General features: G+C 35.4%; 12 protein-coding genes, 1 tRNA gene and 1 pseudogene. 3 read left to right on the forward strand and 11 right to left on the reverse strand.

Features of this window, described 5'->3' with window-relative positions:
* Positions 1-178 precede the first annotated feature (178 nt).
* From X928_RS08485 to gdhA, 3 genes are all read left to right on the forward strand, one after another.
* The gene (locus tag X928_RS08485) at positions 179-2,830 is read left to right on the forward strand and encodes a glycosyltransferase (RefSeq protein WP_103079345.1); all 2,652 of its coding nucleotides are present in this window, start codon (positions 179-181) and stop codon (positions 2,828-2,830) included.
* 58 nt (positions 2,831-2,888) lie between these two features.
* A tRNA-Val gene (locus X928_RS08490) sits at positions 2,889-2,963 on the forward strand.
* Positions 2,964-3,328: 365 nt separating this feature from the next.
* Positions 3,329-4,693, forward strand: a complete 1,365-nt coding sequence (gdhA, locus tag X928_RS08495; RefSeq protein ID WP_103079346.1) for an NADP-specific glutamate dehydrogenase — start codon at positions 3,329-3,331, stop codon at positions 4,691-4,693.
* A 25-nt stretch (positions 4,694-4,718) separates the two neighbouring features.
* Here the strand turns inward: gdhA and X928_RS08500 are convergent, their stop codons facing one another.
* The 11 genes and pseudogenes from X928_RS08500 to X928_RS10125 form a co-directional block, all read right to left on the reverse strand.
* Positions 4,719-5,582 carry a deoxyribonuclease IV gene (locus X928_RS08500; RefSeq protein WP_103079347.1) on the reverse strand — a complete coding sequence of 288 codons (864 nt, stop codon included), beginning with the start codon at positions 5,580-5,582 and terminating at the stop codon, positions 4,719-4,721.
* Between the two features lie 90 nt (positions 5,583-5,672).
* Complete coding sequence (locus X928_RS08505; RefSeq protein ID WP_103079348.1) at positions 5,673-7,025, reverse strand: GlmL-related ornithine degradation protein; 1,353 nt, start codon at positions 7,023-7,025, stop codon at positions 5,673-5,675.
* Complete coding sequence (aspC, locus tag X928_RS08510; protein ID WP_103079349.1) at positions 7,022-8,179, reverse strand: aspartate aminotransferase; 1,158 nt, start codon at positions 8,177-8,179, stop codon at positions 7,022-7,024. The genes X928_RS08505 and aspC overlap by 4 nt, the downstream gene beginning before the upstream one ends.
* Before the next feature lie 73 nt (positions 8,180-8,252).
* On the reverse strand, positions 8,253-9,593 hold the full coding sequence (gene rlmD / locus X928_RS08515; RefSeq protein WP_103079350.1) for a 23S rRNA (uracil(1939)-C(5))-methyltransferase RlmD: 1,341 nt from the start codon (positions 9,591-9,593) through the stop codon (positions 8,253-8,255).
* 230 nt (positions 9,594-9,823) lie between these two features.
* Positions 9,824-10,237, reverse strand: coding sequence for a cytidine deaminase (gene cdd / locus X928_RS08520; protein WP_245857216.1), 414 nt, complete (start codon positions 10,235-10,237; stop codon positions 9,824-9,826).
* On the reverse strand, positions 10,212-11,561 hold the full coding sequence (locus X928_RS08525) for a hemolysin family protein (protein WP_103079351.1): 1,350 nt from the start codon (positions 11,559-11,561) through the stop codon (positions 10,212-10,214). The genes cdd and X928_RS08525 overlap by 26 nt, the downstream gene beginning before the upstream one ends.
* Before the next feature lie 17 nt (positions 11,562-11,578).
* Positions 11,579-12,475, reverse strand: a complete 897-nt coding sequence (locus tag X928_RS08530; RefSeq protein WP_103079352.1) for a YitT family protein — start codon at positions 12,473-12,475, stop codon at positions 11,579-11,581.
* A gap of 21 nt (positions 12,476-12,496) precedes the next feature.
* Positions 12,497-13,291: a DnaJ C-terminal domain-containing protein gene (locus X928_RS08535; protein ID WP_245857217.1), complete on the reverse strand. Its 795-nt coding sequence runs from the start codon at positions 13,289-13,291 to the stop codon at positions 12,497-12,499.
* Entirely contained in the window at positions 13,260-13,445 is a 186-nt protein-coding gene (locus tag X928_RS10455; RefSeq protein WP_245857218.1) for a DnaJ domain-containing protein, read from the reverse strand. The genes X928_RS08535 and X928_RS10455 overlap by 32 nt, the downstream gene beginning before the upstream one ends.
* A gap of 2 nt (positions 13,446-13,447) precedes the next feature.
* The gene (locus X928_RS08540; protein WP_103079353.1) at positions 13,448-14,170 is read right to left on the reverse strand and encodes a nucleotide exchange factor GrpE; all 723 of its coding nucleotides are present in this window, start codon (positions 14,168-14,170) and stop codon (positions 13,448-13,450) included.
* Positions 14,171-14,316: 146 nt separating this feature from the next.
* A pseudogene (locus X928_RS10125) lies at positions 14,317-14,594 on the reverse strand (hypothetical protein); the annotation flags it as partial.

Genomic DNA, 14,594 nt, shown 5'->3' on the forward strand with positions numbered 1-14,594 from the left:
CCGCCCCCTAAGGAATTTTATTTTTATTGAACGCCCGCCGCCCTTTATGGAATTTTTTCTATGGTTAGAAAGACGCCTTTAGGAAGATTTTCTTTGATTAGAGAAAGCCCCTTAAGGAAATAAATAGAATGAACAAGAATGATATAATAGATGTAGCTTTTTGATAGGAGGAAAGTGTATGAGTTCTGATAATGAAAAATTGTTGTCTGTTGCTATGATCGTAAAGGACGAAGAGGCTAATATTAGACGCGCCTTAGAGGCTATTAAGGATGTGGCAGATGAGATAATCGTTGTTGATACGGGTTCTACGGATAGAACACCTCAGATAGTTAAAGAGTATACCGATAAGTTGTACTTTCATGAGTGGCAGAATGATTTTTCTGAGGCTCGAAACTATTCTTTGAAGTTTCCAACCTGTGAGTGGGTTTTGATATACGATGCGGATGAAGAGGTGTCAGAAGCATTTAAAAGAAATATAAGAGAGTTTCTTAAGAAACAGGCAAAAGATGTTAATACTGTTTATATACCAACAATCAGTTATATGGATATTGACTGCACAAGAACCGAAGTTGCTTCGACTCCAAGAATTTTTAGAAAAGGTACCATTGAATACAAAAACGTTGTACATAATCAAGCTATATATAAACCAAAGGTGGTTCGAGGTAATTTTCCGATTCTCCATTACGGTTACATCTGGACAAGGGTTTTGAAGAGAAAGAAGTATGAAAGAACCAGTACTTTAATAAGAGAGCAGCTAAAGGAAGCGAAACATCCTATAGAGAGGTTGTATTACTTAGTTCAGTTGTACAAAACAGAGTCTATCGGAGGGTATACTTATAAGAAGAACCAAGTCGCTTGGGAGACGTTGGCAGAGATAAAGAAAGTGGGCAGAGTTCCTGCCATAGGTCTTGAGTTTTTGTACTTGTTTGGATTGGACTGCGTGTTTGGGGGTTTAAAAGACCTGGGTAAGGAATTGCTACAAAAGTGTATAGATGCTACCCCTCAGTATCCTGATCCTTACTTTGGCATGATGGCTTTGTACGAAAGATCATGCGATTGGGATGAGCTAATCGAGTGGGGAGAAAAGTTTTTTAAAGTCTTAGATGAAGCTATGAAAAATGTAGAGAATTTTGATTGGACTATCATGTCTTTTAAGCAAGTGCCTTTGGCACACATTTTGATGGCTCGTGCAATGTTGAAAAGAAAAGATTTTGAAGGGTTCAATAATCATATTTCCCTTGCATTTGGTGAAGATGAGAACATTACTATTGATAAAAAGAATTTGTATGTTTTGTTGAACGATATTAAAGAGGGTGTTGAAGATAAAAAAGACAGCCTCACGGCAGATAAGGAAGAGTGGGAAAAGGTATTACCCGGGTTTAAAGTTATGGTTGAAGGTGTAGAAAAATCAGGAATTGTTATTTATTATGACAACATCGTTGAAAAAATTGCTGAATTAGAAGTGGAAGTCGATGAAAACTTGTTAGATAAATTATCTTGTAGAAATGAACTTTCAAAATACATAATAAAGAAGATGAAGACATCAGAAGACCAACTTTTAGATTTTATCACTAAAGATGATTATCTTAATTTTGTAGAAAAAAACGGTATACCTGGAATTTTGCTTTTTTATTCAGTTTTGCAAAACACAAAAGATACTGTTGATACGTTGAAGACCCTTTCTACTTTAAGAAAGATTGAAGACGAAAAGATTCAAGGGGTTTTATACGCCTTATTAGGGGATTGTTATCTGAGATTGAAAAGGTTCAAAGAAGCTCTGACTCAGTATAAAAAGTCTTTAGAAATACTTCCTGATCTTTCACGGTTTATTAAGCCTATAATTGAGGATTTGAGCACTAAGTTGGACCCTGAGATGGATGGGGTTTACGAAGAGATATATGCCCATTTTGCTTCTGGGAAAGAATTCATTTTCGATATTATGGGGTACATTGGGCAAGAGAATGCACAAAAACTTTATCTTATTTCTGATGCTCCATTGGCTTTGTATATTTCGGGGATATCTTTTATTCAAAAAGATCCACAAAAGGCTGAAATGTTGTTGAAAAAAGTAGAAAATATAGAAGAATTTCCTTTTTATTATTATAGGCTTGCTAAGATATATGAAAAAAAAGATATTAAAAAAGCCTTTGATTTGCATCTAAAAGCTGTAGAAGAGAATAACAAACTTGCTGATATATCGTTTGGCAGATACAGTTATTCTGGGCTTTATCCAAATACTCAGATTAGTTTTATGAAAAGTGACGATGAAATGATTTGGGTGGGGAATATTTCCGAAAAGTTTTCCCAGTTAGGAATTATTCATCCCATTCGAAGTTGGAAGAGATCAGATACTTTGATGTACGCTTCCCCTTATCCTTCTGATGAGGCTTTGAGGATTTACGAAGAGCGTGAGAAAGGAGCTTACAAGTCTATTCCTTTGGAGATCAAAAAGGAAATTATTTTAAAGGGGCTAATTGATAGCGGTTTTAAAGATGTCAAGGTTCTTGGAGTTGATAAAGAGAAGTATGAAAGTGTTTTTGAAGATTTGGGTGTTTCTGTAAAAGATAATTCTAACAATATTTTAATTGTAGGAGAGTTTGAGAAAAATTATAATGTGAGTGATATTTTAAAGAAAGCAAGAAATGTTTTAGCCTTTGTGTATGTTCCTGATTTAAAGGATAGAGAGAACGTGGTTTGGTTTATTCCAAAGTTTAGGGTGCTTAGAACAACGAGCCAGTTGATTTCGTTATTTGAGAAAGAAGGGTTTAAGGTTTCAAAGGTTGAGGCTATCGATGGAAATTTGAGATGTTTTCAAGCTTATAAAGAGTAATTTTTACTTTCATTGACAAGATTTAAAATATATTGTATAATAGTTTAGAAGAGTTTTGGGGCGCTTAGCTCAGTGGGAGAGCGTCTGCTTCACGCGCAGAAGGTCGTAGGTTCAAACCCTACAGCGCCCACCACTTTTTTGTACTTCTTTAAGTTTTTTCAGCTTTCCGCATACCTCCAGGTACTCACTCAAGAATCTAAGAAAGATAAATTTTTTATTAAAAAAATATAAATATTTTTTTAATTTGCTTTCTTCAGTAATAATATATCATCAAAAAATACCATAAATACCTAATTTTAAGCATTTTCAACAAAAAATTTTAAAATTTTGCGAATTTGCAAGTTTTGTGTATAATCGAAAAAAGTGAGTAAATATATTCATTACCATTTATTAGCAATAATGAAATATATTTCATTGAATTGTTTACTATGAAGATAATTTCTTGTTGTTTGTTCTTTCTTAAGTATACCGGGGAAAAGCCAAAAGGAGGAGGTAACCATGCGAGACTCTATTGAATTAACCCAAGAAAATTATGTTGACAGCATAATTGAAAGGGTAGTTGTAAAGAATCCTGGAGAAACTGAGTTTCACCAGGCGGTACGTGAGGTTCTTGAAAGTATAAAACCAGTTGTTGAACTGTATCCTGAATTTGAGAAAGACGGGATTTTAGAAAGGTTAACTGAGCCTGAAAGGCAGATTATCTTTCGCGTTCCATGGGTAGATGATCAAGGTAACGTTCATGTTAATAGGGGATACAGAATTGAATTTAACTCCGCATTAGGGCCTTATAAAGGGGGATTGCGTTTTCATCCCACTGTATACCCAGGAATCATGAAGTTTCTTGCATTTGAACAAACTTTCAAAAATGCTTTAACTGGAAGGCCTATAGGTGGAGCAAAAGGTGGCAGTGACTTCGATCCAAAGGGGAAGTCAGATTCCGAAGTTATGAGATTTTGTCAAAGTTTTATGACTGAATTATATAGACATATAGGGGCACAAACGGATATTCCAGCAGGAGATATAGGTGTTGGGAACAGAGAAATAGGGTATCTCTTTGGTCAATACAAAAGAATTACCAACCGTTTTGAAGCTGGCACCCTAACAGGAAAAGGTGTAGACTGGGGTGGAAGTTTAGCGAGAACAGAAGCAACAGGTTATGGATTGGTTTATTTTGTTGAAGAAATGCTAAAAGATGTTGGTGAAACATTTGAAGACAAGAAGGTAGTAGTTTCTGGATCTGGAAACGTGGCTATTTACACGGCTCAAAAAGTTTTAGAACTCGGTGGAAAGGTTATAGCCCTTAGTGATTCTGACGGAATGGTATACGATCCACAAGGAATAGATTTAAATTCTGTAATTGATATAAAAGAAAAAAGAAGAGGAAGAATAGTTGAGTATCTCAAAACTTATCCTTCGGCAGAGTATAACGATAATAGTAAAAATATTTGGAAAATTGAATGTGATATTGCCTTCCCATGTGCCACTCAAAACGAAATTGATATAGAAGAAGCAAAAACACTTGTGAATAACGGTGTTTTAGTGGTAGCAGAAGGCGCTAATATGCCGTGCACCCCAGAAGCTATTGAATGTTTCCAAAAAAATAACGTTATGTTTGCCCCAGCTAAAGCTGCCAACGCTGGCGGTGTTGCTACCTCTGCCTTAGAAATGACTCAAAATAGTATGTGGGAGTCTTGGAGTTTTGAAGAGGTAGATAAAAAACTACAAGAGATAATGAAGAACATCTACAGTAGTATAAAGACGACAGCTGAAGAGTACAAGAAAGACGGAGACCTTGTTTTTGGGGCTAATGTGACAGCTTTTCTAAAGGTAGCAAGAGCGATGATGGATCAAGGGATCGTTTAAAAATACCCCCAGCAGGGGGTATTTTTTAAAGCTTTCCTAATTCTTTGAAGATCTCTTTTACTACTTTTATATCTTGACTATGCTCGGGATCATCTCCAGGGGTTTCAAGTATCAGAGGTAGTTTAGATATTTCATCGAAAGAGAGGAAGGTTTTAAATCCTTCTTTTCCTATGTATCCTTTGCCTATAAATTCGTGTCTGTCTTTAGCAGCGCCTACGTCATATTTTGAGTCGTTTAGATGGATCATTTTTAGTTTATTTAAGCCGATGTATTTGTCAATTTCGTCTAATAGTCTTTGTACCTCTTCTTTTTTTCTTATGTCATAGTTTGAGTCGAATCCATGGCAGGTATCGTAGGTTATGCCTAATCTTTCTTTCCATGGTGAGTTTTTTATTATTTTTCCCAATTGTTCCATGGAGTATCCTATGTTTGAACCTTTTTGTGCAACGTTTTCGAGCAAGATAGTTACTCTTGTATTCTGGACTTCTTTGAAGATGGTATCTAACCCTTCTAATATTTTGTTTATGCCGAATTCTTCTCCTTCGCCTAAATGGCTTCCTGGGTGGAAGTTGTAGTGGTGTATTCCTAATTGGTCTGTGGCTTTTATTTCTTCTATCATTGCATTTATGGATTTTTCTCTGATGTCGTCTTTTGGAGAGGCGAGGTTTATTAAGTAGCTTGAATGAACTAAGACGTCTTCAAAATTTATGTTGAATTCGTTCATTGCGTTTTTGAAGCCTTCTACATCGCTTTCTTTTGGTGGGTTTACTTTCCAAACCCGTGGTGAACTTGTGAAGATTTGGAAGGTGTTGCCTCCAATGTTTGCTGTGTCAGGAGGGACTTTTTTGAAGCCTTTTGAGATTTTCATATGTGCGCCGATTTTTATCATTTTTTTTCACTCCTAGTCTTTTGATATGCGGCCCTTTCCCCCGCACCCCACCCATCTAAGGAAAGGAGGGCTTCGCCCTTAAACCCCACCCTATACCCATTCTATATCATTTTGTAATATTTTCTTTGCTATTTCTTTGTCGAGGTTTGCGATAACACCTATGTTAGCGAATATGTAATTTTTGTCGTAGGCGAAGGTTACCTCTTTTGATGGTAGTAATAGGTCATCTGAATTTTTTAGCTGCTTTAAGCTTTCAAATATTTCCTTTTTGTATTTCGACCTTGATAGTATTCCTCCGGTGCCAAAGATGATTTTAACCGCGGTTAGATCTTTTCCCTGAGCCACCTTTTTTCTTCCGGTGGGAGTAAAGATGTAATCAATTCTTCCAGCGTGTCTTTTTAGGGATGTCAAGAAACAAAACTTTGCCAAGTAAGTTGCAAATTTTTCTTGTTCATCGTTTTGTGGATAAGGGGATAGATTTTTTAGTATCTCTTCGTAGTTTTCAAAGTCCTTTTTTATTTGTTCTTTGCCTATCATTTCAACTACGTTATGTGCGTTTATGTATATTCCCATGTCTCCATCGACTGTTCTTTTAGAACGGGGTTGTGGAGATACTAAAATCTTTTGAATTTCTGGTGAGCCATCGGTAACAGAGTCTATATCAGTAGTAGCTCCTCCAATGTCAACTGTTAGAACATCTCCATACAGTTCATTTAGTAATTCAGTGGTGTTCATAACAGCCGCAGGGGTAGGAATGACTTCTTCATCCACTACATCATAGATTTTTTCCATACCTGGGGCATGAATTATGTGTTTTGAGAAAACCTCTTGGATTATTTTTCTTGCCGGTTCAACGTTGAGGTGATCTATTTTAGGGTAGACGTTTTCTGTTATGATTATATTTTTGTTCTTTTCTTTGAAGATTTCTTCTATTTCTTCTTTTACAGCAGTGTTTCCTGCGTATATTATGGGGATGTCTAAAGGCAAGTTAGAGAGTAATTCAGCGTTGTAAAGAACGGTTTCTTCTTCTCCGTAATCGACTCCACCTGATAAGAGAATCAATTTCGGCTTAATCTTTAAAATTTGCTTCAAATGGGTTTCTCTAAGTTTGCCGGATGTGATATATTTTAAAATAGCCCCAGCCCCTAACGCCGCTTCTTTCGCTGCCCTGACTGTCATATCGAATACCAATCCATGGACCGTCATACTTAGCCCACCGGCAGCAGAAGAGGTTGCTAAAAATTTTTCCCAACTTATTTTATCATTAGCTTTTTCTTCCATATTTTTTAGTGCCTTTTCTATTCCAATGGTTACATCACCTTTGTCTATGGTTGTGTAACTTTCTGTTTGAGCTATTAGTTTAACGCTCTTTTCCATGAGCTGGTAAGCTGTGATCACGGTTGTTGTACTTCCTATCTCAGCTACTAATAAATCAATTTTCATACTCTTTCCGTCTCCAAATCCGTTAGGAACTTTTTAAGTATTTCAACCGCCTTTTGCAAATCATTCATAGAGGCTGCAAAAGAAAGTCTGATGTGTCCATCGCAAAAGAAAGCCGAGCCCGGAACGACTGCCAAACCATATTCGAGTAATTTTTCACAGAATTCTTTATCGTTCAATCCATACTTCGATATGTCGATAAAATAATAGAAAGCACCTTTTGGTTTGTGAAAAGTTAAACCGAGTTTTATGAATTCAGCGTACAAGTAGTCCCTTCTTTTTTTGAATTCTTTTACCATGTAAGAATTGTCTATTTCTAAGGCTTTAAGTGCAGCATATTGGGAGGGTGTGTTCACATTAGAAGTTGAATGAGATTGAATCTTAGCCATCTGAGTTATGATTTTTTCGTTGGCAATCGTATATCCCACTCTCCATCCCGTCATTGACCAGGTTTTTGAGAAACTGTTTACAAATATTGTTCTATCTCTTGATTTTTCAAAGTTCGCCATAGAGGTGTAATCACCATCGTATACAAGGGCATCATATACTTCATCACTTAAGATTATAAAGTCATGATCGATGGAGAGTTTTGAAATAAAGCTCATAAACTCTTTATCGTAAACCACACCTGTTGGGTTGTTGGGAGAATTAATTATTATGGCTTTTGTTTTTTTGGTTATAGCGTTTTCTAGATGTTTTTTTTCTGGTATGTAGTTATTTTCTTTCGTAGCTTTAACGTGAACGGGAATTCCACCAACCATTCTAATTTGTGCGTCGTAACTGACCCAAGATGGATCAATTACAATTATTTCATCACCCGGGTTTGTTATCAAAAAGAGTGAGTTAAATAAAGCTTGTTTTCCCCCATTAGTTACGATTACATTGTTCTCATTGTAATTAGTTGAGTATTTTTTATTTATATATTGAGCTATCTTTTGTCTGAGTTCTTTTATTCCCTTGTTGTCCGTGTATTTGGTTTTTCCTTCTTTCATGGCTTGGTAAGCTGCGTTTATTATAGGCTGAGGAGTCTCAAAATCAGGTTCTCCAGCTGTCAGCCTGACAATTTCGTATCCTTTGTTTTGTAGTTCTAAAGCCTTTGAGTTTAACTCGATAGTTGCAGATGGTTGTAATGATTCTATTTTAGTAGAAAATTTCATAGAAGCCTCCTTTCAATTGTTGGGAGTTTATTAGCGCCCCTTCGCCCCGCAGCCCGCCCACAGTTAGCCCACTTCAGTTTTTTTCTAAAATGCCGACGTTTTCGATGTGGTATGAGTGTGGAAACATATCAAATGGTTGAACTGATTTTAGAGTGAATCCATTTTTTGTAAATATATTGAGATCTCTGGCAAAAGTTGAAGGGTCACAAGATACATAGATAATCCCCTTTTTTGCCATAGAAGAAAGTAATTGGATCTCTTTCTTTTCCAAACCTTTTCTTGGGGGATCTAAGATGACATAGTCAAATCTTTTATCGGAATTTTTCATGAGATACGGTTTTGAACTTGCTAATATGAAATTAACGTTTTTAATAAAGTTTATATGAGAATTTGAGATCGCCGCTTTTACTGAAACTTTGGAGGTTTCAACGGATTCTATATGTTTAAAGAGCGGTAAAAAGTATATTGAAAATAGTCCAACACCAGAGTATAAGTCTAACATAGTGTCATCTTTTTGTGTGTTGTTTTTGAAATATTCTAATATGTGCCTTAATAGCTTTTGTGTAACATTGTAGTTGTTTTGAAAAAAAGCAGTTGGTGGAATTTGGAATTTAAAATCATCAAACTCCTCATTTAATACTCCTTCACCGAGAAGCGTTTTGTAAGGTCCCCGTAGTACAACGCTATCGGAACTGTTCATCAAGTGAATGAGTGAATAAGGATGGAAATTCTGTTGAAAAAACTGTTTTATCTCTTCTTCATAAGGCAAATACTCTGTGTTGGTAACTATAATAACCATCGTTTGATTTTTGGAAAAGGATCTTCGGATGACTAAATGTTTCAAGATTCCTTTTTTTGAGTTTTTGTCGTATATTTCGATATTCAATTTATTAACTAGTTCTCTGAATTTATTTCTTATGTTATCAAATAAATTAGGTGAGATTGGGCATGAGTAGATATCAAGAACCTTGTTTGAATTGGCAATATTTAAACCTAATTTTAAGTTATTATTTTTCTGAAAAGCGTATTCCATTCTGTTTCTGTAACCCCAGATTAAATCGCTTTCGATTATGTCATTCACAAGGGAACTATCTAACTTACCGATTCTTTCTAACTGTTCTTTTACTATCTCTGTTTTTGATTTTAGTTGGGATTGATAATCATAATCGAGCCATTGGCAACCTCCGCATTCAGGGAAGTGTTTGCATTTGGAGGATACCCTTTGATGGGATGGTTGTATGATTTCTTTTAGATCCGCAAATACTAAATTTTTATTCGTTCTTGTTGGAATAACGGAGACAAACTCTCCAGGGTAAACGTTGTTTACCATGTAGATTTTGCCGGCATAACGTGCCATGCCGTATCCACCGTAGACTAATTTTTCGATGACGATTTTTACTTCTTCATTATCCATCTAAATGCCTCCAAGATATGGAATTATCAGGGACCTGAGGTCCCTAGCCCAGCAAGGGGAGGGCTTCGCCCTGTAACCCTTTTAAAATTAAAATCCTATTTTTGAAAAATGAACTTTTTTGTAAACTATGCTTAGTCTTTATTAGCGCCCTTTCACCCCGCTACCCCGCCCATAAGGAAGTATAAAAGGCTTTCCCACAGCTCCCAGCATTTAACAAATTTTTACCTATTTCACAAATCTTTGGGGCCAAAGGCATTTGGTAGTAACTCACTTACTTTCGTCTTTTCTATTTTCCCTTTTGTATTTGCTAGATAAACGTCGAAATCCCCGAACTCAGCCATTACTTGTCTACATGCCCCACATGGTTTTACAGGTGCCTCACCTTGTGCAACGATTAACATAGCTTTGAACTCACGTTTGCCCTTGGCAACAGCAGAAAATATTGCATTTCTTTCAGCACAAATAGATAATCCATACGAAGCATTTTCCACATTACAACCTGAAAAGATTTCTCCATCATTTGATAATAAACATGCTCCTACCTTAAAATTAGAATAAGGTGCATATGCATTTTCTCTTGTTTTCATAGCTTCTTCATACAATTTTTCAACAATATTTTTATCGTTCATCCTTCTCTTTATCATTCCCTTCTTGGTTTTCTGTTTGCATTTTTGGATGTACAGTTATTTTGACTTTATCGATCTTGTTGATGGTTACGGAAATTACTTCGAATTCATAATTTTCCAGATAATATATCTCACCAGGTTTAGGAAATCTTTTGAACCTTTCAAGTAAAAATCCACCAATGGTTTCAAACTCAGTTTCTGGAAATTCTATGTCCAACTCTCTTTCGACATCGTTAATTGGTGTTGTACCATCCACTAGTATAACATTTTCTGCTACTCTTATTATATTAGTTTCATCACTATAGTCATCGTACTCATCAAAAATTTCCCCGGTCATCTCTTCTATTATATCTTCTAAAGTAACTAATCCTGCTGTTCCTCCATATTCATCAACAACTATGGCCATATGTGTATGATTATTTAAAAACATTCTAAAAACATCTCTTATTTTCATCGTTATGGGTACAAAGAATGGTTTATGCATAATTTCCGTAACTTTTAATTTTTGCAATTTGGTAAAATCTTTTACCTCGTCTAGTTTTTTGAAAATATCTTTTGCGTAAACGATGCCAATAACATTGTCTAACGTTTCCTTGAAAACAGGAATCCTCGAGTATCCTTCTTCATTTATTATCTTGATCAATTCCTCCATAGTTTTTGTATCCTCAATGGCTAATATATCGACTCTTGGAGTCATAATTTCTTTAACAGAAGTCTCCTTCATTTCTAGACTTCTTTGCATCAGGTACTTTTCACTTTTCTCAATTACCCCTTCTTCATGCCCTATGTCCAAGTAAGAAATTATTTCGTCCTCTGTGATTAGTGGTGGAGCATTGGTGATGATCTCACCACCAAAAAGTCTAATAAACACGTTGGAAAAATTTACAAGCAACCATACAACAGGTGTTAAAAGTTGATTTAAAAAATTGATTGTGAAAAAGGTAAAGTTAAAATATTTTTCTCTATTTTCTCTAGCATATACCTTAGGTGTTATTTCTCCAAAAATCAATATTAATATGGTCATGATAGCCGTTACTAAACCAACAGCGCCACTATGAGAAGATGGCATTAATCTCACTGCAAAAACTGTTGCGGTAGATGTAGCTAAGATATTTACAAGATTGTTCATTACAAGTATCGTAGTTAAATAATGATTTGGATTTTCAACAAAATGTTGGTACTTTTTTCTTTTTTTCTCATCTTTTTCTTCATCGATCAGTTCTCTTATCCTGTATCTCCCTATTGTAGTCAAGGCAGTTTCAGATCCAGAAAAAAATCCTGAAAGAAACAAAAGAACAATTAACAAAACTAATGAGCCCCACAAACCACCGGGGTCATCCACTATCCATCATCTCCTTATTACGATATTTTTTTGAAACCATATCCTATAGCTTCACTATTTGGCAAAATAACCATAAACGCGTTGCTATCCCTCTCCCTTATAATCTTCTTAAGCAAGCCTATCTCTGACCTGGAAATAGTCACCATTATAACATTTTTTTCTTGATTAGTGTAACTACCTACTCCTTTTAAAAAAGTAACTCCTCTATCTAATTTGCTATATATATCCTCTTTAATTTTATCATAATAATCGCTAATAACCAAAATTGTTCTTGTCGATTCAAATCCTTCTATCACCCCATCTATAGTCTTTGCAGTTACGAAAATTGCGATTATTCCATACATTGGTAATAAAGGATTAATCAATATGGAAGATGCAGTTATAACAGTATCAGCAATCATAAGACCCGTACCCACACTTAAAGAGAGATACTTGTTGAAAATCATGGCAATTATATCCGTTCCACCTGTAGTTGCACCTTTCCATATAACTAGCCCCATGCCAAATCCAGCTATCAGAGCTCCGTAAAAGGCAGCCAATAAGGTCATTTCTAGACCTGCATTTCCTGTTTCTTTCATCAATGTAGGGATCAGTTGATCTAAGCCTAAACCATGCTGAAAAAAATCGGTGGAAAAAGAAAGCAAAGCAGCCGAGTATATGCTCTTTATTCCAAATCCTATTCCAAGCAACCAAAACCCCAAAAAAAACAAAATCAAATTATAAATGAACATTTGTATCCCTACCCACCAACCAAAAAAATTATTTAATATTATAGCCAATCCGCTAACTCCGCCAGCAATAATATTGTAAGGGATCATGAAGAGAACTAAACCCATAGCAGTTATCAAAGTACCCACCGTAATAATGATATAATCCTTGATAACTATTTTTTGATCAGAGATATTAAATTTCAATCTTTATACCCCCAAGCTGAATTATTCAACATTTGTTTCTTCTAAAAGTTGGCTGAGGATCTTCTTCTCTTTTCTAGATGGCTTGTTGATTTTCACGTTTATTTTGACATATAAATCTCCTCTTTTGCCACCACCAAATTCCGGAAGTCCCATATTTCTAAACCTTAAAATGGTTCCAGGGTTGGTTCCTTCTGGTAATTCTTCTTCGATGTCTCCCTCCAACGTGGGAATTTTGACCGTTCCTCCCAAAACTGCTTTCAAATAATTTATCGTGATCTCTGTTTCTAAATCTGCCCCTTTTCTGACAAATTTTTCATGGGGAAGAACTCTTACTTGAACAATTAAATCACCGTTTGGACCTCCGTTCTTACCTGCATTACCTTTCCCTCTTATCCTCATAGTATAGCTATTTGGAACTCCTGCAGGAATCGTAATTTCAATCTTTTCTTTTTTCAAAACTTTTCCGCTACCAGCACAATAAGGACATCTATGGTTGATTATTCTACCTTCTCCATTACAAGTTGGACATGTATATGTTCTAACAAAACTACCAAAAAAACTCCTTTGTTCCTCTCTTATAACCCCTTTACCATTACATCTCGGACAAGTTTCAAAACTGGTGCCGTTTTCTGCTCCGGTACCATGACAGTGCTGACATACTTCGTACCTGTTGTACTCAACAATTTTCTTAACATCGTACATAATTTCTTCTAATTTTAAACTGATTACTACATTAATATCTTCTCCACGTTCTTTGGCAACGTTTCTTTGTCTAGAAGAAGACCTACCTCCGCTTCCTTGTGTACCAAAGAACATATCGAAAAAGTCNNCGCTCTGCCTCTTCTTTATTTTCACGGTGTCTATCAGGATGCCACTCTTTAACTTTTTGTCTATACGCCTTTTTTATCTCTTCTTGTGATGCATTTCTATCTACTCCTAAGATTTTGTAATAATCTTTTCTTTCAGCCATAATTATTTATCACCTTCTTTTGAGTCGATTCCTTCCGCAGTTTGTTCCTCGGAACCGGCATTTTCGTCACAAGGGTTTTTCTTGTCTTCAACTTTTCCCTTGACCCCGTTCGGGGTGTTCTCCTTCGGTTTAACAGCAACTATAACCCTTGCTGGTTTTATTACTTCGCCTTCCAATTTGTAACCAATTGATTGGACATCGTATATGCAGTATTCGTTCACTTCTTTCGTTTCAAACTTGTCAATAACATCGTGTTCGAATGGATCGAATTGATCACCTTTTTGAGGAACGATAAATTTCATTTTCAAGGAGTCAAAGACCTTCAACATGTCTTTGTAAACCATCTCAACTGCCGAAACAAATTCAGGTTCATCTTTGTAATTCAAAGAAAGCTTCAACTTTTCAAAAGGAACAAGTAATTTTTCTATTATCTTCTTTGTTGTACTCAATTTTATTTGCTTTTTTTCTTTTTCCACTAAATTTTTGTAATCTTCAAATTTAGTTTTAAGATATATAGAATACTCTTTAAATTCATCTCTTTCTTTTTCTACCTTTTTTAACTCGTTTTTCAGCTCTTTATTTTCTTTTTCCAATTCCTCTACTTTCTTTTTCAACGATTCGATATCTTCTTGATTTGATTCTTTCTCTTTTGTTTCTTTCATTTCTTCTCTTTCTTCTCGCTGTGCTCTTTCTTCTCTTTCTTCAGCTTTGTCTCTTTTTTCCATTTCAGCGAAACACCTCCTAAAAACTGATTATTACTATTTTTAAGTTTGCGCCCTTTCACCCCGCAGCCCGCCATAGAGAGTTTCGAGCTGGGACCCTTTTAAAACCTTTTATCTCTTAAGTCTATAAACAAAATTATATACCATTTTCACAAATTTTTTGATATAATCTCTGAGAGCCTAGAAATATACTCTCTCAAAAAATAGTAATTTTTTTCATAATTACAGTATTTTTGAGTTATAAACAGCACCCTGCCAAGGGGGTTAGCATTTAATTTGTAAGTAGTATAGAAAAATACCATTTTTTTTAGCGCTTTAGAGTTTAAATCTTCACCAAATAATATTTCTATATCATCGGTGAAATCTAAAAGTTTAAATATCCCTTCTTTGATTGTATCATTTTCAACCATTGAAGCCAATGTTTCGA

This window comes from Petrotoga miotherma DSM 10691, from assembly GCF_002895605.1.
Classification (GTDB): domain Bacteria; phylum Thermotogota; class Thermotogae; order Petrotogales; family Petrotogaceae; genus Petrotoga; species Petrotoga miotherma.

Bases quoted from the DNA above. Each gene is read 5' to 3' on its own strand.
- X928_RS08485 (WP_103079345.1), top strand. From the start codon at position 179: ATGAGTTCTGATAATGAAAAATTGTTGTCTGTTGCTATGATCGTAAAG.
- gdhA (WP_103079346.1), top strand. From the start codon at position 3,329: ATGCGAGACTCTATTGAATTAACCCAAGAAAATTATGTTGACAGCATA.
- X928_RS08500 (WP_103079347.1), bottom strand. From the start codon at position 5,582: ATGATAAAAATCGGCGCACATATGAAAATCTCAAAAGGCTTCAAAAAA.
- X928_RS08505 (WP_103079348.1), bottom strand. From the start codon at position 7,025: ATGAAAATTGATTTATTAGTAGCTGAGATAGGAAGTACAACAACCGTG.
- aspC (WP_103079349.1), bottom strand. From the start codon at position 8,179: ATGAAATTTTCTACTAAAATAGAATCATTACAACCATCTGCAACTATC.
- rlmD (WP_103079350.1), bottom strand. From the start codon at position 9,593: ATGGATAATGAAGAAGTAAAAATCGTCATCGAAAAATTAGTCTACGGT.
- cdd (WP_245857216.1), bottom strand. From the start codon at position 10,237: ATGATAAAGAGAAGGATGAACGATAAAAATATTGTTGAAAAATTGTAT.
- X928_RS08535 (WP_245857217.1), bottom strand. From the start codon at position 13,291: ATGTTCTTTGGTACACAAGGAAGCGGAGGTAGGTCTTCTTCTAGACAA.
- X928_RS08540 (WP_103079353.1), bottom strand. From the start codon at position 14,170: ATGGAAAAAAGAGACAAAGCTGAAGAAAGAGAAGAAAGAGCACAGCGA.